We start from the raw sequence: 20,888 nt of genomic DNA on the forward strand, positions 1-20,888 counted from the left end.
GGAACGTGCCGAGGTGCTCGTCAAGGCGCGCTCGCCACAACAGGTCGACACGGTTGCCGGGCTGGAGCACAGGCTGCTGCTTGCGCGAACGGCCGCCACGAACAAGGCCGAGATGACGGCCATGCGCTCGCGTCAACACCTCGAGAATGGCGCTGGTTTCGCCATGCTTGCGGGTGCCGAGAATGATTCCCTCGTCGCGCCATTCCATTTCAGGAGCTTTTCACCGATCGGGTGGCGAAATCAAGGTATGGGCTTGGCCCCCGGTAACTCTCATGCCAATGCATAAAAAACCGCCCGCAGCGATGTGCTGCGGGCGGGCTGGTGAGGTCAGTCGATCCGTTAGAAATTGCGCTGGAAGCGAACGATGCCGCCGACGCTGCTCTTCTTGTCGGCCTTCGTCCAGTTGTTGAAGTCCAAGTCGTCGAATTTTCCTGCATTGAGGTAATCGACTTCAGTCGTGATCGTAAAGCCGGGCACAATGGTATAGGCCACGTTGGCCGCGACGCCGAGGTTCTTCCAGTCGTCATAGGAGACCTGGGCGTTGAACGAGGTCTTGTCGTTGAACTTGTAGGTGCCGCCGCCCCAGATCGCCCAGTTTCCGCCCCATGGCTTGTATTGGGTACGGCCTGTGCCGAAGTCGTTGATGTTGTCGTTGGTGCCGTAGCCGCCCATGACGAACAGCGTCAGTTCCTTGCTGACGTTGACGTCCAAACGGACCTTGCCGGACACTTCCTCATAATTGCTGTCATAGGCCACGACGCCGGTGATCGCACCCCAGTCGCCCTTGTACTTCAAACCGCCGACGACATGCGGAACATAGCTGTCGATCGTGTTGACGCCGGTGCCTTCTTCGAGCGAGACCACGCCCGTGAAGCCGCTGCCTGCGTCGAAGTAGTAGCTGATGAGATTGGTATCCTTGACACCATACGGGATGAGCGTGTCCTGGATGACGTTGCCGGCATAGCCGATGAATTGGTCGTATACCGTTTCATCCTTACCGACGCGCAGGCCACCGAGCTGGATCCAGGCGAAGTTGAGGGTGGTGGCCTTGTTGCCGGCCTGCCAGCCGGTGCCGTCACCGGTATAGTCGCCGGAAGAGTTGCCGAACTGGAAGCGGGTCTCGGTGAAGGTCTTCAATGTGCCGAGCTCGGTTTCCTGGCCGGTATAAGTCCTCAGCGTGAAGCGCATGTTCTTGTAGTAGGTGTCGTTCCTAGAGCCGTCCATGTGATCGGCAACGTTATTGGCGCCATCCAGCGCGCCGGAATCGCCGACGCCCATGTCGTAGCGGAGGTAGCCGCCGATGCGCAGGCAGGTCTCGGTGCCCGGAATGTAGAAGTAACCGGCGCCGTAGACGTCGCAGATCTTGACGTATTCGGCCGGTTCCGGTTCGGCGACGACGACAGCGTCGGCGGCGCGCGCGCCGCTGACCGCGATCAGGGCCGCGGCTGAGCCGAGAAGGAGGCTCTTGATGTTCATTTTCTGACCTCTCCAGTCATAGTTATAAATGGCTTCGGATTTGTGGCTGGCGGCAATGTTTTCCCGCCTCACCCCCACAACGAAAAAGGCTCACACCGCTCGCCCTTTTCAGCGGCGAACATACCCATCGATCATCTGCCTTCAATGACGATTTCCGGAATAATGACAATTCCCCAAACAGATTAATGCCGTGTTGCACAAATAACACTTGATAATCCGACGAGCGGCACAAATGGCACAATGTCATTTATTAAATATATATACGGATACTTTCGCGGCTAACTATACTGATAACGTGTTATATTTCCAATATTGCCGCATAATACGCAAAGTATACCTCAATTCCGTCGAAATTTATCCGATTATTGCCGCCTCCCCTTCTGTTGCCAGATAACGCCCATCTGCAAATCCCGCTCTGATACCGAGGCGAAAAGCGGGATGACGCTTCCAAGGGTGTCTGCCCCCTCCAAGGCGGTCGAAACTTCCTGGAGTGCCGTCGTGTCGCCGATTGTGACAGCAGCCAGCCGTTGAAAAACGATTCCTCCGTGACGCCCTCTCAGTCGACCTGAACGACGCAGGCGATGCGCTCCCCCCCGCCTCGATCAGGCGGGTGGGCACGCATAGGTCCGGGAAAGCATCGCCTCGGCCAGAATGTCCCTGGTCGCGCCATACGGGGGCGGATGGATCGGCGACAGGATCAGGATCTGGTGGGCGAGAGCGCCTTGAACGTTTGGCGCCTCACCCCCGCCGCGCGTGATCGGCAAGCACCTCATCGATCACATGACGGGATTTTTCAACCTCGACAGGGTTGACGTCGATCTGTCCAGCTACCGTGATCAGCGCCTTCCAAAGCGTCCAGCCACGACCACGCGCCCACATCGCCTCATCGGCTGGAAGGCCGGCGCGAAACGCCTCCCGGCTTTTGCCTTCAAACAATGTCCAGGCAATCGCCAGATCGCAGGCGGGATCGCCAACGCCGGAGGTTCCGAAGTCGATCACCGCGCCCAACCGGCCTTGCCTGACCAGCAGGTTTCCCCAACTGACGTCGCCGTGGAACCAGACCGGCGCACCGTGCCATGGCGCGGCAAGTGCTGCCTCCCACACCGCGCGGGCTGCGACCGTATCGATCTTGCCGTCGAGGGCTGCAATCGCTTGCCGGGTTTCGCCATCGTAGACGCTGAGTGCTCCGCCGCGAAAGAAGTTGTGTTGTCCCGGCGCCGGTCCGCCAGTGGCATCGATACGCTGCAGGGCGACCAGGAACGCGGCCAGGTCGGTCGCAAATTGTGGCAGGCTGGCAATCCGCTCGCGCTTTGCCGTCTCGCCTTCGATCCAGCGGTAGACGGACCAGTGCCAAGGATAGTTTTCGGCCGGAACTCCCATCGCCAGCGGCACCGGAATCGGCAGCGGCAACAGAGGCGCCAGCCTCGGCAGCCAGCGATGTTCCTTTTCCACTTGCAGGAAATAGGCCGCGGCGCTTGGCAGCCGCACGGTCATCTCGTCGCCGAGATGAAAGGTCCTGTTGTCCCATCCGCCAAATTCGACCGGCCTGACCGCAAGATCTTTCCACCAGGGGAATTGCGTGGCCACCAACCGGCGGACCAAAGCTGTGTCAATCGGAGGCTTGTTGTCCATCGAGCCTAGCGCGGAAACTCGAGCCCCATCTCGCGATAGCGCTCAGGGTCGTCGCCCCAGTTCTCGCGCACCTTGACGAACAGGAACAGGTGCACCTTCTGTTCGAGGATGCCCGCTATCTCCATGCGTGCCGCCTGGCCGATGGCGCGGATTGTCTCGCCCTTGTGGCCAAGAACGATCTTCTTCTGGCTGTCGCGCTCGACATAGATGGTCTGGTCGATGCGCACCGAGCCATCCGGCTTCTCTTCCCATTTCTCGGTTTCGATATGCGAGGAATAGGGCAGTTCCTGATGCAGCCTTAGATACAGCTTCTCGCGCGTGATCTCGGCCGCGAGCTGGCGCATCGGCAGGTCCGAGATCTGGTCTTCCGGATAGTACCAGGGGCCGACCGGTAGAGCCTCGGCCAGATAATCGAGCACGTCCTTGCAGCCGGAGCCGGTCAGCGCCGATACCATGAAGGTACGCTTGAACGGCACCCTTTCGTTCGCTGCCGCCGACAGAGCCAGCAGCGCTTCGTGCTTGACGCGGTCGACCTTGTTGAGGATCAGCACCATCGGCTGGCGCACATCCTTCAGCCGTTCGAGGATGGCGTCGGCGTCGCCCCTGATGCCGCGTTCGGCATCGATCAAAAGCAGCACGATGTCGGCGTCCTTGGCCCCGCCCCAGGCGGTGGTCACCATCGCCGTGTCGAGCCTCCGCTTCGGCTTGAAGATGCCGGGCGTGTCGACAAAAACGATCTGCGCATTGTCATGCGTGGCGATGCCGCGCACGATGGCGCGGGTCGTCTGCACCTTGTGGGTGACGATCGACACCTTGGCGCCCACCAATTGGTTGACCAGCGTCGACTTGCCCGCATTGGGCGCGCCGATCAGCGCGACAAAACCGGAATGCGTGGCGGCGGCTGCGGTCGCCGGCTCTTCGGTAGCGGTCATGCCGCACTCCCTTCACTGGAGGGTCGCGCGCCCTCCGATTTTTGGGCCGATGTGGTGGCCCAGACGCCCTCGCGCACAAGAAATGCCGAAGCCGCCGCTTCTTCGGCAACCCTGCGGGAGCCGCCAGTGCCGCTTATCGGCGCAAAACCTCGGACCTGCAAGGACACGGTGAAGACGGGCTGGTGGTCCGGGCCTTCGCGTTTTTCGATCACATATTCGGGTCTGATATCGCTGGTCTTGGCAATCCATTCCTGCAGATCGGATTTCGGATTGAGCGGCTTTGTAATCACCGTATGCGAGCGCGGTTCCCAGTAGCGCAGGACAAACCGCCGCGCGGCCTCGATGCCACCGTCAACGTAAACCGCCGCGATCAGGGCCTCGACCGCATCCGCCAGATAGTTTCCGCCCGAGCCACGCGACCGCATCTTCAAGGCAGAATCGGCGCGGACCAGGTCCTCCAGCTGCATTTCGATGCCGATCTCGGAGCATGTCCGTGCATCGACCAGCGCATTGAAGCGCGGCGCGATTTCACCTTCCGGCGCATCGGGAAATTTTTCGAAAAGCATATCGGCGACGACAAGCCCGAGCACGCGGTCGCCGAGAAATTCAAGACGCTGGTTGTTGGTGGCGGCCTTGACCGCACTGGAATGCGTCAAGGCGGTCTCGAGCAAGCGGATATCCTTGAAGACGTGGCCGGTCTTGGCTTTTACCAAACCGGCCAGAGTTTCGCCTGTCGGACGCTTCAAAGCCATCAATTGACGAAGTGGAACAGGCGCGAAGCGCGCATCAGCGACGGCCATTTCCAGATTTCGAGAGGGCTCGCCTTGCCAGCGATCGAGAAGAAAACAAGATTGGCGCGGCCAACCAGATTTTCCGCGGGAACGTAGCCGACGGTGAAACGGCTGTCGGCGGAATTGTCCCGGTTGTCGCCCATCATGAAATAGTGGCCGGGCGGCACATCGAATTCGCGGGTGTTGTCGCCGATCGAGTTCGAATTCAGGTCGAGCGTGTCGTAGCTGACGCCGTTGGGCAAGGTCTCACGATAGACATCGATCGGGCGCGATTCCTCGGTGATGTCGGGATTGTCGATCTGGCCTGTTTTCACGCGCGGCACGCCGACGCCGTTGATGAACAGCTGGCCGTCCTTGACCTGGATCTTGTCACCCGGCAGGCCGACAACGCGCTTGATGTAGTCGACGGACGGATCAGGCGGGAACTTGAACACCGCCACATCGCCACGCTTCGGCTCGGCGCCCCAGATGCGGCCCGAAAAGATGTCGGGGCCGAAAGGCAGCGAGTACCGCGAATAGCCATAGGACCATTTGGTGACGAACAGATAGTCGCCTTCAAGAAGCGTCGGCCGCATTGATCCCGACGGGATCGAAAAAGGCTGGAACAGCAGCGTGCGGATGACCAGGGCGAGCAAAAGCGCCTGGACGATGACGCTGACGGTCTCGCCAAGCCCGCCGGATTTCTTCTCGGATTTTTCAGCCACGCTCATGTCGTCCTCGATTGTGCGTTGGATGGTATAGAGTCTCGGCGCGCGCTGGGCAACGTCAATGCCGGTCGTCAGAGGCAATCAATGTGGCGCTTCTTCGACGGGCAGCGCCTCAATGATCACAAAGGCTTGAGCGAGCGGGAAATCATCCGTGATGGTGAGGTGGATTGCCGCCCGATGGCCGTTTGGCAGGATCTTGTCCAGCCTGGCCTGCGCTCCTCCCGTCAGAGCCATGGTCGGCGCGCCACTGGGCAGGTTGACGACACCCATGTCGCGCCAGAACACGCCCTGCGCCATACCGGTGCCCAGCGCCTTGGCGCAGGCCTCCTTGGCGGCGAAGCGTTTGGCATAAGAGGCCGCGCGGGCGCCTCGATTGTCCGAACGCGCCTGTTCGACCTCGGTGTAGATTCTCTGGATGAAGCGCTGGCCGTGACGCTCCAGCGATTTCTCGATGCGTCTGATGTCGATCAGGTCGCTGCCGATGCCGATGATCATCGCGCGGTGGAACCGATGCTTGCGCCGGGATGGGACGATTGCGCATGCCGGCTTGCGCGCTCGGCCAGACGTTTGCGCCGCTGTTCGCGGAAAGCGTTCATGCCCCAGCGCGTGAGGGCGTAGAACAGCAGCCCGAAGGCGAGCCCGAGCGGAACCGCGCCTATCAGCATCGGTTCAAGGACCGGTTTCCACAATTGCGCGAAGGAGAGGTTGTGCAACATCTCGCCCAGATGTGCCGGCGGCCCATGCGTCGGCAAGCGGTCATGCAGGATGAGCTTGCCCGTTTCCCACGACGCCCCCCATAGCAACGGGAAGGTCAGGGGGTTGCCGAAAAAAACCGCGCCGAGAGCGGCCGCCACCAGATTGCCGGCGATCACCCAGCACAGGAGGGCAGCGATGATGAAATGGAAACCGACGGGAAAGAATGAAGCGAAGACCCCCGCTGCAACGCCGGCCGCCACCGCATGCGGTGTGGCCTTCAGCCGCAGGATGCGCTTGGAAAAATACTGAAGCGAGCGCGAAAATGAGCGGCGCGGCCAAAGGTAGGTACGCACCCGCTCATAAAGGCCATCAGGCTTGCGGCGTCGAAAAAGCACTCTGTTCCCGTTCCACGGCTCCCGCAACGGCACCTTAGCCGGGCGTGGTAGCCACATCTTGCGCTTGACGATCACCCAATGGCAATCGCAAGCATGATATAACGACGCGCTGACAGAAGAACAACCAAGCACCGTCTGTCCGATGCGCACTCGTCGCCGCCCCTCGGGGTGGTTCATGCTTCGAACATTGGACAATCGCGGCGAATTTAAGGAAAACTGGCAGTCGCTTTTTCGAAGAGCACCAGCGCTACGGCAGGTATTCGCTGACCTCGACCAGATTGCCGTCCGGGTCGCGGAAATAGACCGACATCATCGGACCGCGGGCCCCGATACGCTCGACCGGACCGAGTTCCACCGCCACACCATTGGCCGCGAGCCGGGCACGGACCTCATCCAGTGGCCCGTCCGTGACCAGGCAGAAATCGCTCGAGCCCGGAGCCGGCGACTTCGCCTTCGGCTCGAAAGTGCGGCCGACCTCATGCACATTGATCTTATGGATACCGAAAGCCAGCGCCGTCGGCCGATCCGCCGCGTCGATGCGCTCAAAACCCAGCACGCGCTGGTAAAACTCACAGGTCACTTCCAGCGAAGCGACCGTCAGCACGAAATGATCGATGCCGGTGATCATTTCCAATTTGTCTTCACGCATGTCGCTTTCCCCAAAACCGCCGCACACTGTTGGGCGAAAAAAATGCCCCGTCAGATGTTGCGGCTGCCGGGCTTGATCGCCGGGATGGCGGCAAGCTCCGGCGGCAGCCGGTCGGCCGGATAGGCCGGGACCTCATACTCGGCCAGCGCGATGAGCGGCACACCGACATCGGTCTTGCCAGCCGAACGGTCGATAATGCAGGCCGCGGCCACTACCTCGGCGCCAAGATCGCGCAGGCACTCGATGGTCTCTCGGATCGACAGGCCAGTGGTGACGATGTCCTCGACGATGACGACACGCGAACCCCTGGCGATCTCGAAGCGGCGCAAGCGGAACTCGCCGCCTTCCCGCTCGACCCAGATCGCCGGCACGCGGAGATGGCGCGAGGTCTCGTAGGCTGGGATCAGCCCGCCGATCGCCGGGCCGACGACATAGTCGATCTTGCCGGGCACGCCTGCGCGGATTTTCTCCGCCAGCGCCTTGCACAGTAGCTCGGTCTTGTCGGCATGCATGAACACGCGCGCCTTCTGCAGGAAGACCGGACTGCGCAGGCCCGAGGTCAAAATGAAATGCCCTTCCAGAACAGCACCCGCCTCGCGGAAAATGCCCAGCACTTCATCGGTGTTCATTTCTGCCTCTTTTTGATTGACCATGACTTTGTCCGAAACCGGAGCATGATCTAGCCATTGACGCGTCTTGCGTCGCTGACGCTCGAATTGTCCTTGAGCTGCGACAGCAGCCGGTTGAGGTGCTTGAGATCCCAGACTTCGAGATCGATCAGCATTTCGGTGAAGTCGGGCGCAGTGCGCACCATCGACAGCGTATGGATATTGGCGTCGTTCGAGGCAACCACCTGCGCTATATCGGCGAGTGACCCCGGCGCGTTGATGGCGGTGACCGAGACACGCGCCGGAAAGCGTTCCTTGGTGCGCTCATCGATGTCCCAGCGCACGTCGATCCAGCGCTCGGGCTGGTCATCGAACGCCTGCAGCGCCGGCGACTGGATCGGATAGATGGTGATGCCGGTGCCCGGCTGGACGATGCCGACGATGCGATCGCCAGGCACTGCCCCTTCCGGCGCGAAACGCACCGGCAGATCGCCGCGCACGCCGCGAATCGGCACGGCGCCATCGCGTGGCTGGTCCTTGTCCTTGCGCGCGGCACGACCCGGAATCTGGAACAACATGCCGGCGGCATTGCGGATCTTCGACCAGCCCTCCTCGCGCGGCTTGGGGACGGCCGTAGTGACGCGCTCATCCTTGTAGTCGGGGAATACCGCCTTCATGACGTCGGTGGAGGCGAGCTCGCCGCGCCCGACGGAGGCCAGCACATCCTCGATGTCCTTGCGCGCCAGCCTGTGCAGCACCTGCTTCAGGCTCTCCTTGGTGAAGGTCTTGCCGGCACGCTCGAAGGCGCGTTCCAGGATGCGGATGCCGAGACCCGAATATTGCTTGCGGATGGCGTTCTTGGTGGCACGGCGGATGGCCGAGCGCGCCTTGCCGGTGACGACGACCGATTCCCATGCCGCCGGCGGCACCTGCGCCTTGGAGCGGATGATCTCGACCTCATCGCCGTTCTTCAGCTCCGTCATCAGCGGCATGATGCGGCCGTTGACCTTGGCACCGACGCAGGTGTCGCCGACATCGGTGTGCACCGCATAGGCGAAATCGATCGGCGTCGCGCCGCGCGGCAGCGCAATCAGCATGCCTTTCGGGGTGAAGCAGAACACCTGGTCCTGGAACAGCTCCAGCTTGGTATTTTCGAGGAAATCCTCGGGATTGTCGCCCTCGGCAAGCTGCTCGATGGTGCGCCGCAGCCAGGCGTAGGCGTTGGTTTCCTTCGAAATCGCGTGGGCGGCGCCATTCGTCTTGCCGCCGGTGTCCTTGTAGATCGAATGGGCAGCGACGCCGTATTCGGCGATTTTGTTCATCTCTCGGGTGCGGATTTGCAGCTCGACACGCTGGCGCGACGGGCCGACGATGGTGGTGTGGATCGACCGATAATCGTTCTGCTTCGGCGTCGAGATGTAGTCCTTGAAGCGGCCCGGCACCATCGACCACGCGGTGTGGATGGCGCCAAGCGCCCTGTAACAATCCTCGACCGTGTCGACGACGACGCGGAAGCCGAAAATATCCGAGAGCTGCTCGAAGGACAGCGCCTTGGCCTCCATCTTGCGGAACACCGACCACGGCTTCTTCTGCCGGCTCTTCACGCCGGCGTTGATCGCATGCTTCTCGAACAGCGTGGACAGCGCCTTTTCGATGTCCGTCAGCACGCCCTTGTTGCGCTCGAAGATTTCGGCAAGCCGTGCGGTGACGGCGCGATAGGCTTCCGGATTGATGAAGCGGAAGGCGATCTCTTCCAGCTCCTCGCGCATGCCTTGCATGCCCATGCGGCCGGCCAGCGGCGCGTAGATATCCATCGTCTCCTCGGCGATGCGCAGGCGCTTGGCCTCCGGCATGTGGTCGAGGGTGCGCATATTGTGCAGGCGGTCGGCGAGCTTGACCAGCAGCACGCGGACATCTTCTGAAATCGCCAGCAGAAGCTTTCTCAGGTTTTCCGCCTGCTCGGCCTTCTTCGAGACGAGATCGAGCTTCTTCAGCTTGGTCAGGCCCTCGACCAGCTTGCCCATTTCGGGGCCGAACAGATCGTCGATCTCGGCCCGTGTGGCGGTCGTGTCCTCGATCGTGTCGTGCAGCAGGGCGACCGCGATCGTCGCCTCGTCCATATGCATCTCGGTGAGGATGGCGGCGACTTCGAGCGGGTGCGAGAAATACGGGTCGCCGGAAGCGCGCTTCTGGTGGCCATGCTTCTGCATGGCATAGACATAGGCCTTGTTGAGCAACGCCTCGTTGACGTCAGGCTTGTAGCGCTGGACGCGCTCGACAAGCTCATACTGACGCATCATGGGCGGGATCTCGCAGCGGTGAAATGAATCATGCGCCGCACTGCTGTACGGCGCATGTCATAGATAGCCACGAAACTGCCAGGACGGAAGTGCCGGATGCTTGATCCAGGCTCTTAGTAGTCGTCGCTTTTTTCCGGTGGCACCAGACCCTCGATGCCGGCCAGGAGATCTTCCTCGGTCATGCGGTCGAAGGTGATGTTCTCCTCGGCGTCATCGGCGTCGGTGGCAGCAACGGCGGTGCCGGTCTGATCGGCAATCGCCTCGCCATCGGCCTCGGGCTCGTCGACCTCGACATGCTTCTGCAGCGAATGGATCAGATCTTCCTTGAGGTCGTCGGGCGACAGCGTCTCATCGGCGATCTCGCGCAGCGCCACGACCGGGTTCTTGTCGTTGTCACGCGGCACGGTGATCGGCGCGCCCTGGCTGATCTGCCGGGCACGGTGGCCGGCAAGCAGCACCAGTTCGAAGCGGTTGTCGACCTTGTCGATGCAATCTTCAACGGTTACGCGGGCCATGGATTGCCCCTTTCATGCGATGGATTTGATGGAAAACAGGCGCGGTCCATAACCCGAACGCCGCCAAAATACAAGCATCATGGACAATGGCCGGGCTGCAGGGCGCCCAATCCTTCGTTCAAACACCCGATTCGGCAAAAACTGGCTGTGCTTATGTGTTCGGTGTCCCGATCACAATTGCTTGCAGTGCCGCACGCGCCCTTGGATTGCCGTGAATCTGGCGCTATCTCGGATGCGTAGAGGTCAGCCGGTTTATTATAAGCCTGACCGAACGTCGCTATCGCATTTCGTTTAGACGGCCGTTTATTTCGAGAAGGAATATTTTCCATGTTCGACCCTCGTGAAAAAATCGCCCTATTCATCGACGGCGCCAATCTTTATGCGACGTCGCGCGCGCTCGGCTTCGACATCGACTATCGCAAGCTCCTGTCGAGCTTCCAGAAACGTGGCTATCTCCTGCGCGCCTATTATTACACGGCGCTGGTCGAGGATCAGGAATACTCCTCGATCCGACCGCTGATCGACTGGCTCGACTATAACGGCTTCAAGGTGGTCACCAAGCCGGCCAAGGAATTCACCGACTCGACCGGCCGCCGCAAGATCAAGGGCAATATGGACATCGAGCTGACGGTCGATGCGCTGGAGCTCGCCGATGTCGTCGACCACTATGTCATCTTTTCCGGCGACGGCGATTTCCGCACGCTGGTCGAGGCGCTGCAGCGGCGCGGCCGCAAGGTGTCGATCGTCTCGACCATGGCCTCGCAGCCGCCGATGATCTCCGACGATCTGCGCCGCCAAGCCGACCATTTCATTGACCTGACGACCTTGAAGAACGACGTTGGCCGCGATCCGTCCGAGCGGCCGGTGCGCAGGCCCGAGCCGGCCGAAGTCGACGAGGACGATTACTGAGGCCGGTCGCCATGACCGTCCTTTCCGCCTCCGAACCCGGCCGCGACTGCCCGCTCTGCCCGCGGCTGCACGACTTCATCGCCGAGTGGCGGCAGCGCGAACCATCCTGGTTCAATGCGCCGGTGCCGACTTTCCTGCCCTCGGAAGGTGACGCGACGGTCCAACTGCTGATCGTCGGGCTGGCGCCCGGCCTTCGCGGTGCCAACCGAACGGGCCGCCCGTTCACCGGCGACTATGCCGGCGACCTGCTCTACTCGACACTGATTTCGCACGGTTTTGCACGCGGCGAATTCAAGGCCAGACCCGACGACGGATTGGAGCTTGTCGGCACGGCGATCACCAATGCCGTGCGCTGCGTGCCGCCCGAGAACAAGCCGGTGGGCGCCGAGATTGCCACCTGCCGGACATTCCTGGTGCCGACGATCGCCCGGTTCCCTAATTTGCGCGCCGTGCTGGCACTGGGATCGATCGCGCATCAGTCGACGGTGCGGGCGCTGGGTGGGCGCGTCGCCGCCTACCCGTTCAAGCATGGCGGGCAGCTGCCGGCCGGTGGCGTCACGCTGTTTTCGAGCTATCACTGCTCACGCTACAACACCAATACCGGCGTGCTGACCGAAGCGATGTTCGTTAGCGTTTTCAGCCAGATATCGGAATTCTTGCAGAAATAGAGCCGGGTGCCAGCGGATCAGCTTGGCGGCGCAAACAGTGCACTCAACGCACCGGGCCCACCCTGCAGCACATTCAGGTCGACATCGCCATTGATGCCGTCAACGCGACCCCTGTTGTGGTACTGCCAGTAGACCCAGTCGTCGCGATCCGGCTCCAGGAGCAATGAGCGGAGCCAGAGCGGACGGGCAGCAATGCGCCCTGCATACGCTTCCGCTGCGTCGTCGGTCAGATAGACCACCGCCGGCTTGCCGAACGCCGCCTCGACTGGAGCGAGGAACGCGGCCAGTTCGGCGTTCAATTGTTCGGGCGTCGGCCGCTGCGGGCAGTTGCCGCCGAATTCGATATCGACCACGGGTGGCAGCAGGGGCTGATCGTGCGGCACCACCGAGATGAAATTCTTCGCCTGGTCCGCACCCGGCCGGCAAAAGGTGAAAAAGTGATAGGCGCCGACGGCGAGACCGGCGGCCCGGGCCTCTTCCAGATTCCGTGCGAAAGCATCATCGACATGATCGCCGCCTTCGGTCGCCTTGATGACGGCAAAGGCGACATCGTCGGCGGCTACGCGCCGCCAATCGATCTGGCCCTGATGATGGGAGACGTCGATGCCCCTGACCGGATATTTATCGCGATCCGGCGAGAATGACCTGAAATAGAGATAGCCGCCTGCTGCGAGGAAACACAACAAGACCAGGCTGGCCAAACCAAAGAGAACAATCCGGTTCTTCAAGCGAATGGCCCCGCCTACCCACGCTCTTTTAACAGCCGGCCCTTCTCGCGCGACCAATCGCGCTGCTTCTCGGATTCGCGCTTGTCGTGCAGTTTCTTGCCGCGGCCGACAGCGAGCAGCAGCTTGGCGCGGCCCTGGTCGTTGAAATAGATTTTCAGCGGCACCAGTGTCATGCCTTCGCGGTCGACACTCTGTGACAGTTTCGCCATCTCGCGCTTGTTGAGCAGCAGCTTGCGGCGCCGCCGCGGCTCATGGTTGAAGCGGTTGGCCTGCAGATATTCCGGCAGATAGGAATTGATCAGCCAGATCTCGCCACCTTCGACCGAGGCATAGCTGTCCTGGATGTTGGCCTGGCCCTGGCGCAGCGACTTGACCTCGGTGCCGGTCAGCACCAGACCGGCCTCGACCGTGTCAAGCACCTCATAGGAAAACCGCGCCTTACGGTTTTCCGAAACGGTCTTGTTGTTGGGATCGGCTTTTCTGACTTGATTCATGATGTGGAGAGGTGGCGCCTCATCCCTAATTAATCAAGCCGGCGTGCTTCATAGCCGCATCGATCTTGTCGGCAGTCGACTGTTCGATCGTCACCAGCGGCGAGCGCAGCACGTTTTCGACCTTGCCTAGCTTCGACAGCGCATATTTGGCGCCGGAAACGCCAGGCTCGATGAAGATCGCCTTGTGCAGCGGCAGCAGGCGATCCTGCAGATCCAGCGCCCTGACGCTGTCGCCGGCAAGCGTTGCCTCCTGGAATTCGGCGCAGAGCCGCGGCGCGACGTTCGACGTCACCGAAATACAGCCGACGCCGCCATGGGCGTTGAAGCCGAGCGCCGAAGCGTCCTCGCCCGAGAGCTGGATGAAATCCTTGCCGCACGTGGCGCGCTGCTCGGAGACCCGTTCGACCTTGCCGGTGGCATCCTTGACGCCGACAATATTCTTGAAGTCGTGCGCGAGCCGCCCCATCGTCTCCGGCATCATGTCGATGACCGAGCGCGGCGGGATGTTGTAGATGATGATCGGCAGCTTGGTCGCCTTGGCGACCGCCGCGAAATGCTCGTAAAGACCGCGCTGTGTCGGCCTGTTGTAGTAGGGCGTGACGACGAGGGCGGCATCGGCGCCGGCCTTCTCGGCATACTGCACGAGGCCGACTGCTTCCTCGGTGTTGTTGGAGCCGGCGCCGGCGACGACCGGAACGCGGCCCTTGGCCACCTCGATACACACCTTGACGACCTGGCGGTGCTCGTCATGCGACAGCGTCGGCGACTCGCCGGTGGTGCCGACCGGCACCAGGCCCGTCGTGCCCTCTGAGAGTTGCCATTCGACGAACGCGCGAAAGGCTTTCTCGTCGAAACGCCCGCTCTTTTCGAACGGTGTCACGAGCGCAGTAAGCGAGCCTCTCAGCATGTCGTCCAACTCCTTGGCACTTCTGGTGTTTTGTGTCGGTGTTTGTGGTCGCGCCTTCTAACCGAAAGCGAAGCGGCGCACCATAGTCTCGACATGGTTGCGCGGCAAGCATTGCCATGGTGCCAGCAAGCGCAATTCGAACAGCCTCGCTAACCCTTTGTTTACGGGCTCTTCACGACCTAAGTTTAGGCTTCGAGGCATCTTCGCCAGCCTGTGGAATGCCAGGACAAGGAAAGACTTAAGGATCATGCCGGGCGGTCGGCCTCACCTTTTCGCGCTGCTTGGCGCCACGCTCGCGCTGATGCCGGGCATGGCGATCAGCGGTAGCGTGGACGTACGGGTCACCTCAGCCATTCCGATGCCAGGCGCGGCAATTGCGCTGCCAGACCTGCAGGATAGGACGCGACAGGCGCCCTTGCCTGACGTCGCCCCCCTGAAAAGCGGGCTGGATGCGTTGGCGGCGGGCGATAGTCTCCGCGCTCGTGGAGTGCGCAATGCCCTTCCGGCTCAGTCGCTCGACCAGCATATCCTTGCCTGGGCGATCGCGCTTTATGGCGGCGACAAGGTTCCGAGCGGCGATATCACTGCTGCGGCCAAGATGCTGCCCAATTGGCCGGGCACCGTCGCCCTGCGCAGGAACAGCGAGCGCGCACTCTATCGCGAGAACCCTGCCCCCGACATCGTTATCAGGGCGTTCGACGGCAGCCAGCCGCAGACATTCGAAGGCGTGATGGTTCTTGCCCGCGCCTATGTGGCGTCAGGCAATATCAAGGCGGCACGTTCGGTGCTGTCGCCCTTCTGGCGCACCGCGATCCTGGAGGCTAGGGACGAGGCGGCGCTGATCAAGGAATTCGGCAGCTTGATCCCGGCCACCGACCACCGTTTTCGCATGGAGCGCATGTTCTATGCCGACCGCGCGAATTCCGCCTTGCGCGTCGCCGGCCTGGCCGGCGCCCAGCAACTCGCCGAGGCCTGGGCGGCGGCCGACAAAGGCGACAAGAACGCGCCCAAGCTGCTGAAGGCCGTGCCGGCAATGCAACGTTCGGCCGGCTACTTCTTCGCGCAGGCCGAATATCTGCGCAAGCAGGAGGATTTTGCCGGGGCCGCCGCCATTGTGATGCAGGCGCCGACAGATCGCGACGCTCTCGTCGATCCGGATGCCTGGTGGGTCGAGCGCCGGGTGTTGTCGCGCGAACTGGTAGACCAGGGCGACATGAAGACCGCGTACAAGATCGTCGCCACACACGCCGCCGAAAGTGCCGCCAATGCGGCAGACGCCGAATTCCATGCTGGCTGGTATGCGCTGCGCGGCCTGAACGACCCAAAAACCGCGGCCAGTCATTTCGCTCGCATCGCGAACCTCGCCCAGGGGCCGATGACGCTGTCGCGCGCCTATTACTGGCTCGGCCGTGCCGCGGAAGTCGGTGGTCCGGGCAATGCAAAGGACTATTTTGCGCGCGCCGCTGCCTATGGCACGACATTCTACGGTCAGCTTGCCGCCGAACGCGTGGGCCGGCAGGCGCTGAACATCGCCTACCCCTCGCCAAGTGCAGCCGACCGGCAGAATTTTGCCGGCCGCGAGGCCGTCAGCGCCATCAAGCGGCTGCAGGAGGCGGGCTACGACCGCTATGCCGAGACGCTCTATCGCGACCTTGCCGGGCAGTTGACCAGTCCGGGCGAACTGGCGCTGCTGGCTGTCCTTGCGGAAAAGCAAGGGAACCATTTCATGGCGCTGAAAATCGGCAAGATCGCCGGGGCGCGTGGCATCGATGTCGGCGCATTGTCGCATCCGCTCGGCGTCATTCCCGATTCGGCCGACATTTCCGGCTCGGGCAAGGCCCTGGCCTATGCGATCGCCCGTCAGGAAAGCGAATTCAACATCGGCGCCGTGTCCAGCGCCGGCGCGCGCGGGCTGCTACAGCTGATGCCGGGAACCGCAAGGCAACTGGCGAAGAAGGCCGGGCTGCAGTTTTCGCAAACACGGCTGACCACCGATGCCGGCTACAATGCGACGCTTGGCTCAGCCTTCCTCGGCGAACAGCTCGATCGCTTCAACGGCTCCTACGTGCTGACCTTCGCCGGCTACAACGCCGGCCCCAACCGAGCCAGCCAGTGGGTGGCCAGATATGGCGACCCGCGCGGCAAGGACATCGACGCGGTCGTCGACTGGATCGAGCGGATTCCCTATACGGAAACAAGGAGTTACGTTCAGCGCGTGATGGAGAATTACGAGGTCTACAAGATGCGTATTTCGGGCAAATACGACATTGTCGGGGATCTGGTGAACGGGCGGAGTTGAGGCTTTCTGTCCTTCTCCCCTTGTGGGAGAAGGTGTCGCCGAAGGCCACGGATGAGGGGGGTTCCAGGGAACGCCAACGCCTCACTTCGCTGGAACACCCCTCATCCGTCTCGGCGCTAGCGCGCCGATTCACCTTCTCCCACAAGGGGAGAAGGCAAGAGCGCCTTTCATTTGACCATCCCTGCCCTCGCCTGTAGCTGTCCAAATCGGTACAGCGAGATCGAACATTCCGATGGCAAGCAAGCAAAATTTCTCCGACTTCTTCTACAGTGCACCGGATGGGCTAAAACTTCATGCGCGCATCTACGGTGAGGCCAATAGCGGACCCTGGCCGGTTGTCTGCCTGCCTGGCCTGACCCGCAACGCCAGGGATTTTCACGAGCTGGCGCTCTATCTGTCGACGGATGCGGCAACTCCGCGCAAGGTAATCGCCTTCGACTACCGTGGGCGCGGGCAGTCAGCCTATGATCCCGACGCCAAAAACTACAATGTCGGCGTGGAGGCTGGCGACATCCTGGCCGGGCTGACGGCGTTGAACATCGGAGAAGCGGCCTTCATCGGCACCTCGCGCGGCGGGCTGATCATCCATGTGCTCGGGATGATGCGGCCATCGGTCCTGAAAGCCATTGTTTTCAACGACATCGGGCCGGTGATCGAGGCGGCCGGACTTGCCCATATCCAGTCTTATCTCGAGCGCGACCCGGCACCGAAAACCCGCCCGCAGGCAATTGCCGCCCAGCGCAGCGTGCATGACGAAGACTTCCCCGCCCTTGCCGGCGCCGACTGGGACCGGATGATATGGGCTCTCTACCGCGAAACGGATGATGGGCTGATGCCGGATTTCGATCCGAAGCTGGTGGATACCGTGGCGAGCCTCGATCTGACGCAGAAGCTGCCTGATCTATGGCCTCAATTCGAGGCGTTGGCCGCCATCCCGTTGCTCGCCATACGTGGTGCCAATTCGAGATTGCTGTCCATAGATTCGCTCAAGCAGATGAGAGAGCGCCATTCCGTGATGGAGGCGATCACTGTCGAGGGCCAGGGCCATGCGCCATTCCTCGAGACCGGCAGCCTACCGGGCGACATAGCCGCTTTTCTCGATCAAGCCGAGCGGAAGAATATCCTGAAGTAAATCCCATGACCAAACAAGGTCACGGGATAGCCATGATGGTATAGGTGGGGATTCTTTAGCCTACTTGGCTTTTGAACTTTTCCGAGTCGCTTTCGGCGACTCCTTTGCGGCGGTGGCTGCCTCGTCCTTCTTTTTCCGCCCTGCCGTCGGCGACGAAGGCGTCGTCACGGGCGAAGAAAACACGGAGCCTTCAGCGCGATTGCCGCCCGGCTGAGTCGATCGAGGTGTTTCCAGCACGATGACACAGCCATCGAGATCGTTGGTGGCCAGATGCGCGTAGCGCATGGTCATCGACAGCGTCTGGTGGCCGAGCCACATCTGCACGCGCCTGATGTCGATGCCGCCCTGGACAAGGCGCGAGGCGCAGGTATGGCGCAGTATGTGCGGCACCACCTGGTCGTCTGCACCAAGTCCGACTTCGGCCTTCGCGTCATTCCAGATGGCACGAAACTGTGCCTGGCTAAGCTTTGTGAACGGTCCCTTGGGCCGACGGCCTTCGGTGGGCGGCAGCTTGATGACCTCCTTGACCCGCTCGGTCATCGGAATGGTGCGGCTGCGGCCGGATTTGGTGATCCAGAAACTGACGCGATGCTCCTGGATATCGTTCCAGATCAGCCCAAGCGCCTCGCCGAGACGGCATCCGGTGTCGACCAGGAAGACGGAAAGCCTGTAGGCATCCTCGCTGCGGTTCTTGATGGCGGCGAACAGGCGCGCCTCTTCGTCCCTTTCGAGGAAGCGAATCCGACCCGCCCGCTCCTTCTGGCGGCGGAACTCGGGCAGGCTGTGGATATCTCCCATCTTGTGAGCCTTGCGCAGCAGTTTGCTGAGGGCAGCCATCTTTCGATTGATGGTTGCGTTGCTGTTGCCGCGCTGGCGCAAGGTGCCGATAAGGTTGTCCAGGGTACTTTGGTCAAAGGCGCTGAAACGCTCCCCAAGGAGGATCTCGTCTATTTCGCCGATGAACGAGCTGACATTATACTTATGCCGCCCATCATCCCATAATATGTCCCGATATGCTGAAAAAAGATCTCCGACCCGATGCGACTTTACTTCTCTAATCTTGTTGTAGGTGTATCGAATCTTCGGACTTTGAGAAGAAAACATCGAAAAATGATCAGAGGACTCGCCCTCTTGAATCGCTTCGTTCGTCATCATTTGCCACACCCCCGAGTGGGATAGGTCAGCCCTACCCGCTTGGAAGCGTCCTTTCAAGAGATTTTAATCACGCAGTTGTGATTTCATCCGCCCATCAGCGGATCCCACGAAACCACTCCACGGATTTATTCAGCTACCGTTACCCCCATCCTTCTGTTTGCCTTGATCCAGTCACGAAAACAAAAACAGCCCGGGCGTTGTGCGCCCGGGCTGGATTTCACCTGTAAGGAACCAGCCCTTAGAACGAGCGCTGGAAGCGGAGGATACCGCCGATGTTGTTTTCTTTGTCGGCGCCAGTCCAGTTGGAGACGGTGTCATCACCAACATGGAGGTAGTCGACTTCCGCCGTGATCGTCAGACCTGGGACGATATCGTAGGCAATGTTAGCCGCGGCGCCGAAGTTCTTGCCATCGTCATAAGACAGCTGAGCATTGAACGAGGTCTTCTCGTTGAACTTGTAGGTGCCACCGCCCCATACGGCCCAGCTACCGCTCCACAGCTTGTACATGGAGCGACCACCGCCGAAGTCGTTGATATTATCATCAGTGCCGTAGCCACCCATGATAAACAGCGAAAGTTCATTCGTGGCGTTCACATCCAAACGAACCTTTCCAGAAACTTCTTCGTAATTGCTGTCATAAGCAATGACGCCGCTGATGCCACCCCAACCCTGCGTCCACTTCACGCCGCCAACGACATGAGGGACGTAGCTGTCGATCGTGTAGTCGCCATAGCCTTCTTCGAGCGAGACCACAGCCGAGAAGCCGTTCCCAGCGTCGAAATAGTACTGAATCACGTTCGTGTCGAAGCCACCATAAGGAACGAGCGTATCCTGGATGACGTTGCCAGCATAACCGGTAAACGTATCGAACGCCGATTCGTCCTTACCGACGCGCAGGCCACCGAGCTGGATCCAGGCGAAATTAAGCGAAATGCCCTTATTGAAGGCTTCGTCGCTAAAATTCGTGTTGCCGAAATTGATACGGGTCTCGGTGTAGGTCTTCAAGGTGCCGAGTTCGGTCTCCTGGCCGGTCCAGGTCTTCAGCGCGAAGCGTGCATTTTTTCTCCAGGTATCCTGGACGTCACCATCCATCCGGTCGATAGCACGAGCACCATTAAACGACCCAATGTCACCAGCGCCGATGTCATAACGGACATAGCCGCCGATGCGCAGGCAGGTTTCGGTGCCGGGGATGTAGAAGTAGCCAGCGCCGTAGACGTCGCAAATCTTGACGTATTCAGCGGGTTCCGGCTCGGCGACGACGACGGCGTCGGCGGCGCGCGCACCGGAAACTGCGATCAGGGCCGCAGCGGAGCCGAGGAGAAGGCTCTTGATGTTCATTTTCTGACCTCCAGTCAGAATCGAATGAAATTGCGGCTTGCGGAGAGGTAGGCGACGCCACAGGAACGGCGCTTCCTTCGATTATCGATTTGTTATTGTTAGGAGATTTGTCCTGCGAAGCGCGCAGCGCGAAGCAGGATGGCGGAGAGGATGGGATTCGAACCCACGAGAAGCTTTTGACCTCTACTCCCTTAGCAGGGGAGCGCCTTCGACCACTCGGCCACCTCTCCGTTGCGCCGGTGGATAAAGAAAAGCGCCGGCACAATCAACAAGCCCGCATCATTATATGGAAAATAAGATGCACTGAACCGTGGCCTTCCATGGATGAGGCGGTTCTGCGGTTGTTTCCTGGCCAGCGACTCGGGAGCTTGCCATGATTCCGACGGTCCTTCGCCGGATTCGGCGGCAAACAAGGGGTTGCGGCGGGCCTGATGGTTAACGAGAGCTTTCTGAGTGAGGCCAAATCGTGTCATTTGTGCAACAACGCCGGGGGATAGCAGCCAGGCAGCCCTTTCGTCGGTACGATCGTGGTTGAACGCCGCCGTCTCATGGG

The 20,888-nt window shown here is 61.0% G+C and carries 22 protein-coding genes and 1 tRNA gene; 4 read left to right on the top strand and 19 right to left on the bottom strand.

Features of this window, described 5'->3' with window-relative positions; all coding sequences use genetic code 11:
* From recO to rpoZ, 12 genes are all read right to left on the bottom strand, one after another.
* Nucleotides 1-208: DNA repair protein RecO (gene recO, locus EN749_RS10635; RefSeq protein WP_128363095.1), on the bottom strand; the 208-nt coding region annotated here is incomplete at its 3' end.
* Between the two features lie 131 nt (nucleotides 209-339).
* A complete protein-coding gene (locus EN749_RS10640; protein ID WP_127395515.1) occupies nucleotides 340-1,476 on the bottom strand; it encodes a porin in 1,137 nt (378 codons plus the stop codon).
* Nucleotides 1,477-2,214: 738 nt separating this feature from the next.
* A complete protein-coding gene (locus tag EN749_RS10645; protein ID WP_127395514.1) occupies nucleotides 2,215-3,108 on the bottom strand; it encodes an aminoglycoside phosphotransferase family protein in 894 nt (297 codons plus the stop codon).
* Nucleotides 3,109-3,113: 5 nt separating this feature from the next.
* Nucleotides 3,114-4,040 carry a GTPase Era gene (era, locus tag EN749_RS10650; RefSeq protein WP_027038032.1) on the bottom strand — a complete coding sequence of 309 codons (927 nt, stop codon included), beginning with the start codon at nucleotides 4,038-4,040 and terminating at the stop codon, nucleotides 3,114-3,116.
* A complete protein-coding gene (rnc, locus tag EN749_RS10655) occupies nucleotides 4,037-4,792 on the bottom strand; it encodes a ribonuclease III (RefSeq protein ID WP_127267164.1) in 756 nt (251 codons plus the stop codon). The genes era and rnc overlap by 4 nt, the downstream gene beginning before the upstream one ends.
* A complete protein-coding gene (gene lepB / locus EN749_RS10660) occupies nucleotides 4,792-5,541 on the bottom strand; it encodes a signal peptidase I (RefSeq protein WP_127267160.1) in 750 nt (249 codons plus the stop codon). The genes rnc and lepB overlap by 1 nt, the downstream gene beginning before the upstream one ends.
* A 78-nt stretch (nucleotides 5,542-5,619) precedes the next feature.
* Entirely contained in the window at nucleotides 5,620-6,033 is a 414-nt protein-coding gene (acpS, locus tag EN749_RS10665; RefSeq protein ID WP_127267159.1) for a holo-ACP synthase, read from the bottom strand.
* Entirely contained in the window at nucleotides 6,030-6,629 is a 600-nt protein-coding gene (locus EN749_RS10670) for a DUF2062 domain-containing protein (RefSeq protein ID WP_127322859.1), read from the bottom strand. Before EN749_RS10670 ends, acpS begins: the two co-directional genes overlap by 4 nt.
* A gap of 247 nt (nucleotides 6,630-6,876) precedes the next feature.
* Nucleotides 6,877-7,278, bottom strand: a complete 402-nt coding sequence (locus tag EN749_RS10675; protein ID WP_127322856.1) for a VOC family protein — start codon at nucleotides 7,276-7,278, stop codon at nucleotides 6,877-6,879.
* Between the two features lie 50 nt (nucleotides 7,279-7,328).
* Nucleotides 7,329-7,907 carry an orotate phosphoribosyltransferase gene (gene pyrE, locus EN749_RS10680; RefSeq protein WP_127267157.1) on the bottom strand — a complete coding sequence of 193 codons (579 nt, stop codon included), beginning with the start codon at nucleotides 7,905-7,907 and terminating at the stop codon, nucleotides 7,329-7,331.
* 50 nt (nucleotides 7,908-7,957) lie between these two features.
* Entirely contained in the window at nucleotides 7,958-10,186 is a 2,229-nt protein-coding gene (locus tag EN749_RS10685; protein ID WP_023812864.1) for a bifunctional (p)ppGpp synthetase/guanosine-3',5'-bis(diphosphate) 3'-pyrophosphohydrolase, read from the bottom strand.
* Nucleotides 10,187-10,299: 113 nt separating this feature from the next.
* Nucleotides 10,300-10,701, bottom strand: coding sequence for a DNA-directed RNA polymerase subunit omega (rpoZ, locus tag EN749_RS10690; protein ID WP_013532591.1), 402 nt, complete (start codon nucleotides 10,699-10,701; stop codon nucleotides 10,300-10,302).
* Nucleotides 10,702-11,028: 327 nt separating this feature from the next.
* On the opposite strand from rpoZ, the gene EN749_RS10695 reads away from it, so the two are divergent.
* Both EN749_RS10695 and EN749_RS10700 read left to right on the top strand, forming a co-directional pair.
* A complete protein-coding gene (locus EN749_RS10695) occupies nucleotides 11,029-11,610 on the top strand; it encodes an NYN domain-containing protein (protein WP_127267156.1) in 582 nt (193 codons plus the stop codon).
* A gap of 11 nt (nucleotides 11,611-11,621) precedes the next feature.
* Entirely contained in the window at nucleotides 11,622-12,278 is a 657-nt protein-coding gene (locus EN749_RS10700; protein ID WP_127399340.1) for a uracil-DNA glycosylase, read from the top strand.
* 17 nt (nucleotides 12,279-12,295) lie between these two features.
* Here EN749_RS10700 and EN749_RS10705 read toward each other — a convergent pair whose 3' ends face one another.
* Genes EN749_RS10705 through dapA form a run of 3 tightly spaced genes read right to left on the bottom strand, consistent with a single transcriptional unit; the run spans nucleotide 12,296 to nucleotide 14,407 of the window.
* On the bottom strand, nucleotides 12,296-13,006 hold the full coding sequence (locus EN749_RS10705; RefSeq protein ID WP_128363096.1) for a GH25 family lysozyme: 711 nt from the start codon (nucleotides 13,004-13,006) through the stop codon (nucleotides 12,296-12,298).
* A gap of 14 nt (nucleotides 13,007-13,020) precedes the next feature.
* Nucleotides 13,021-13,500: an SsrA-binding protein SmpB gene (smpB, locus tag EN749_RS10710; protein WP_013532594.1), complete on the bottom strand. Its 480-nt coding sequence runs from the start codon at nucleotides 13,498-13,500 to the stop codon at nucleotides 13,021-13,023.
* Nucleotides 13,501-13,525: 25 nt separating this feature from the next.
* Nucleotides 13,526-14,407 carry a 4-hydroxy-tetrahydrodipicolinate synthase gene (gene dapA / locus EN749_RS10715; protein ID WP_127267153.1) on the bottom strand — a complete coding sequence of 294 codons (882 nt, stop codon included), beginning with the start codon at nucleotides 14,405-14,407 and terminating at the stop codon, nucleotides 13,526-13,528.
* Nucleotides 14,408-14,654: 247 nt separating this feature from the next.
* Between dapA and EN749_RS10720 the strand changes: the two genes are divergently transcribed.
* Both EN749_RS10720 and EN749_RS10725 read left to right on the top strand, forming a co-directional pair.
* Entirely contained in the window at nucleotides 14,655-16,706 is a 2,052-nt protein-coding gene (locus tag EN749_RS10720; RefSeq protein WP_128363097.1) for a lytic transglycosylase domain-containing protein, read from the top strand.
* Nucleotides 16,707-16,938: 232 nt separating this feature from the next.
* Nucleotides 16,939-17,838, top strand: a complete 900-nt coding sequence (locus tag EN749_RS10725) for an alpha/beta hydrolase (protein WP_127398222.1) — start codon at nucleotides 16,939-16,941, stop codon at nucleotides 17,836-17,838.
* Between the two features lie 60 nt (nucleotides 17,839-17,898).
* On the opposite strand, the gene EN749_RS10730 is transcribed toward EN749_RS10725, so the two are convergent.
* From EN749_RS10730 to EN749_RS37655, 4 genes are all read right to left on the bottom strand, one after another.
* Entirely contained in the window at nucleotides 17,899-18,993 is a 1,095-nt protein-coding gene (locus EN749_RS10730; protein WP_128363098.1) for a site-specific integrase, read from the bottom strand.
* Nucleotides 18,994-19,231: 238 nt separating this feature from the next.
* Nucleotides 19,232-20,335, bottom strand: a complete 1,104-nt coding sequence (locus EN749_RS10735) for a porin (protein ID WP_128363099.1) — start codon at nucleotides 20,333-20,335, stop codon at nucleotides 19,232-19,234.
* Nucleotides 20,336-20,474: 139 nt separating this feature from the next.
* Nucleotides 20,475-20,565 (bottom strand) — tRNA-Ser (locus tag EN749_RS10740).
* Nucleotides 20,527-20,888: hypothetical protein (locus EN749_RS37655; RefSeq protein WP_189367451.1), on the bottom strand; the 362-nt coding region annotated here is incomplete at its 5' end. The genes EN749_RS10740 and EN749_RS37655, both read right to left, overlap by 39 nt.

The organism is Mesorhizobium sp. M7A.F.Ca.ET.027.02.1.1 (genome assembly GCF_004022985.1).
Classification (GTDB): Bacteria; Pseudomonadota; Alphaproteobacteria; order Rhizobiales; family Rhizobiaceae; genus Mesorhizobium.

Coding starts and splice junctions, on each gene's coding strand:
- acpS (WP_127267159.1), bottom strand. CDS start 6,033: ATGATCATCGGCATCGGCAGCGACCTGATCGACATCAGACGCATCGAG.
- EN749_RS10685 (WP_023812864.1), bottom strand. CDS start 10,186: ATGATGCGTCAGTATGAGCTTGTCGAGCGCGTCCAGCGCTACAAGCCT.
- pyrE (WP_127267157.1), bottom strand. CDS start 7,907: ATGAACACCGATGAAGTGCTGGGCATTTTCCGCGAGGCGGGTGCTGTT.
- EN749_RS10640 (WP_127395515.1), bottom strand. CDS start 1,476: ATGAACATCAAGAGCCTCCTTCTCGGCTCAGCCGCGGCCCTGATCGCG.
- EN749_RS10735 (WP_128363099.1), bottom strand. CDS start 20,335: ATGAACATCAAGAGCCTTCTCCTCGGCTCCGCTGCGGCCCTGATCGCA.
- EN749_RS10695 (WP_127267156.1), top strand. CDS start 11,029: ATGTTCGACCCTCGTGAAAAAATCGCCCTATTCATCGACGGCGCCAAT.
- EN749_RS10725 (WP_127398222.1), top strand. CDS start 16,939: ATGGCAAGCAAGCAAAATTTCTCCGACTTCTTCTACAGTGCACCGGAT.
- smpB (WP_013532594.1), bottom strand. CDS start 13,500: ATGAATCAAGTCAGAAAAGCCGATCCCAACAACAAGACCGTTTCGGAA.
- rnc (WP_127267164.1), bottom strand. CDS start 4,792: ATGGCTTTGAAGCGTCCGACAGGCGAAACTCTGGCCGGTTTGGTAAAA.
- lepB (WP_127267160.1), bottom strand. CDS start 5,541: ATGAGCGTGGCTGAAAAATCCGAGAAGAAATCCGGCGGGCTTGGCGAG.
- EN749_RS10700 (WP_127399340.1), top strand. CDS start 11,622: ATGACCGTCCTTTCCGCCTCCGAACCCGGCCGCGACTGCCCGCTCTGC.
- EN749_RS10730 (WP_128363098.1), bottom strand. CDS start 18,993: ATGATGACGAACGAAGCGATTCAAGAGGGCGAGTCCTCTGATCATTTT.
- EN749_RS10720 (WP_128363097.1), top strand. CDS start 14,655: ATGCCGGGCGGTCGGCCTCACCTTTTCGCGCTGCTTGGCGCCACGCTC.
- EN749_RS10675 (WP_127322856.1), bottom strand. CDS start 7,278: ATGCGTGAAGACAAATTGGAAATGATCACCGGCATCGATCATTTCGTG.
- era (WP_027038032.1), bottom strand. CDS start 4,040: ATGACCGCTACCGAAGAGCCGGCGACCGCAGCCGCCGCCACGCATTCC.
- dapA (WP_127267153.1), bottom strand. CDS start 14,407: ATGCTGAGAGGCTCGCTTACTGCGCTCGTGACACCGTTCGAAAAGAGC.
- rpoZ (WP_013532591.1), bottom strand. CDS start 10,701: ATGGCCCGCGTAACCGTTGAAGATTGCATCGACAAGGTCGACAACCGC.
- EN749_RS10645 (WP_127395514.1), bottom strand. CDS start 3,108: ATGGACAACAAGCCTCCGATTGACACAGCTTTGGTCCGCCGGTTGGTG.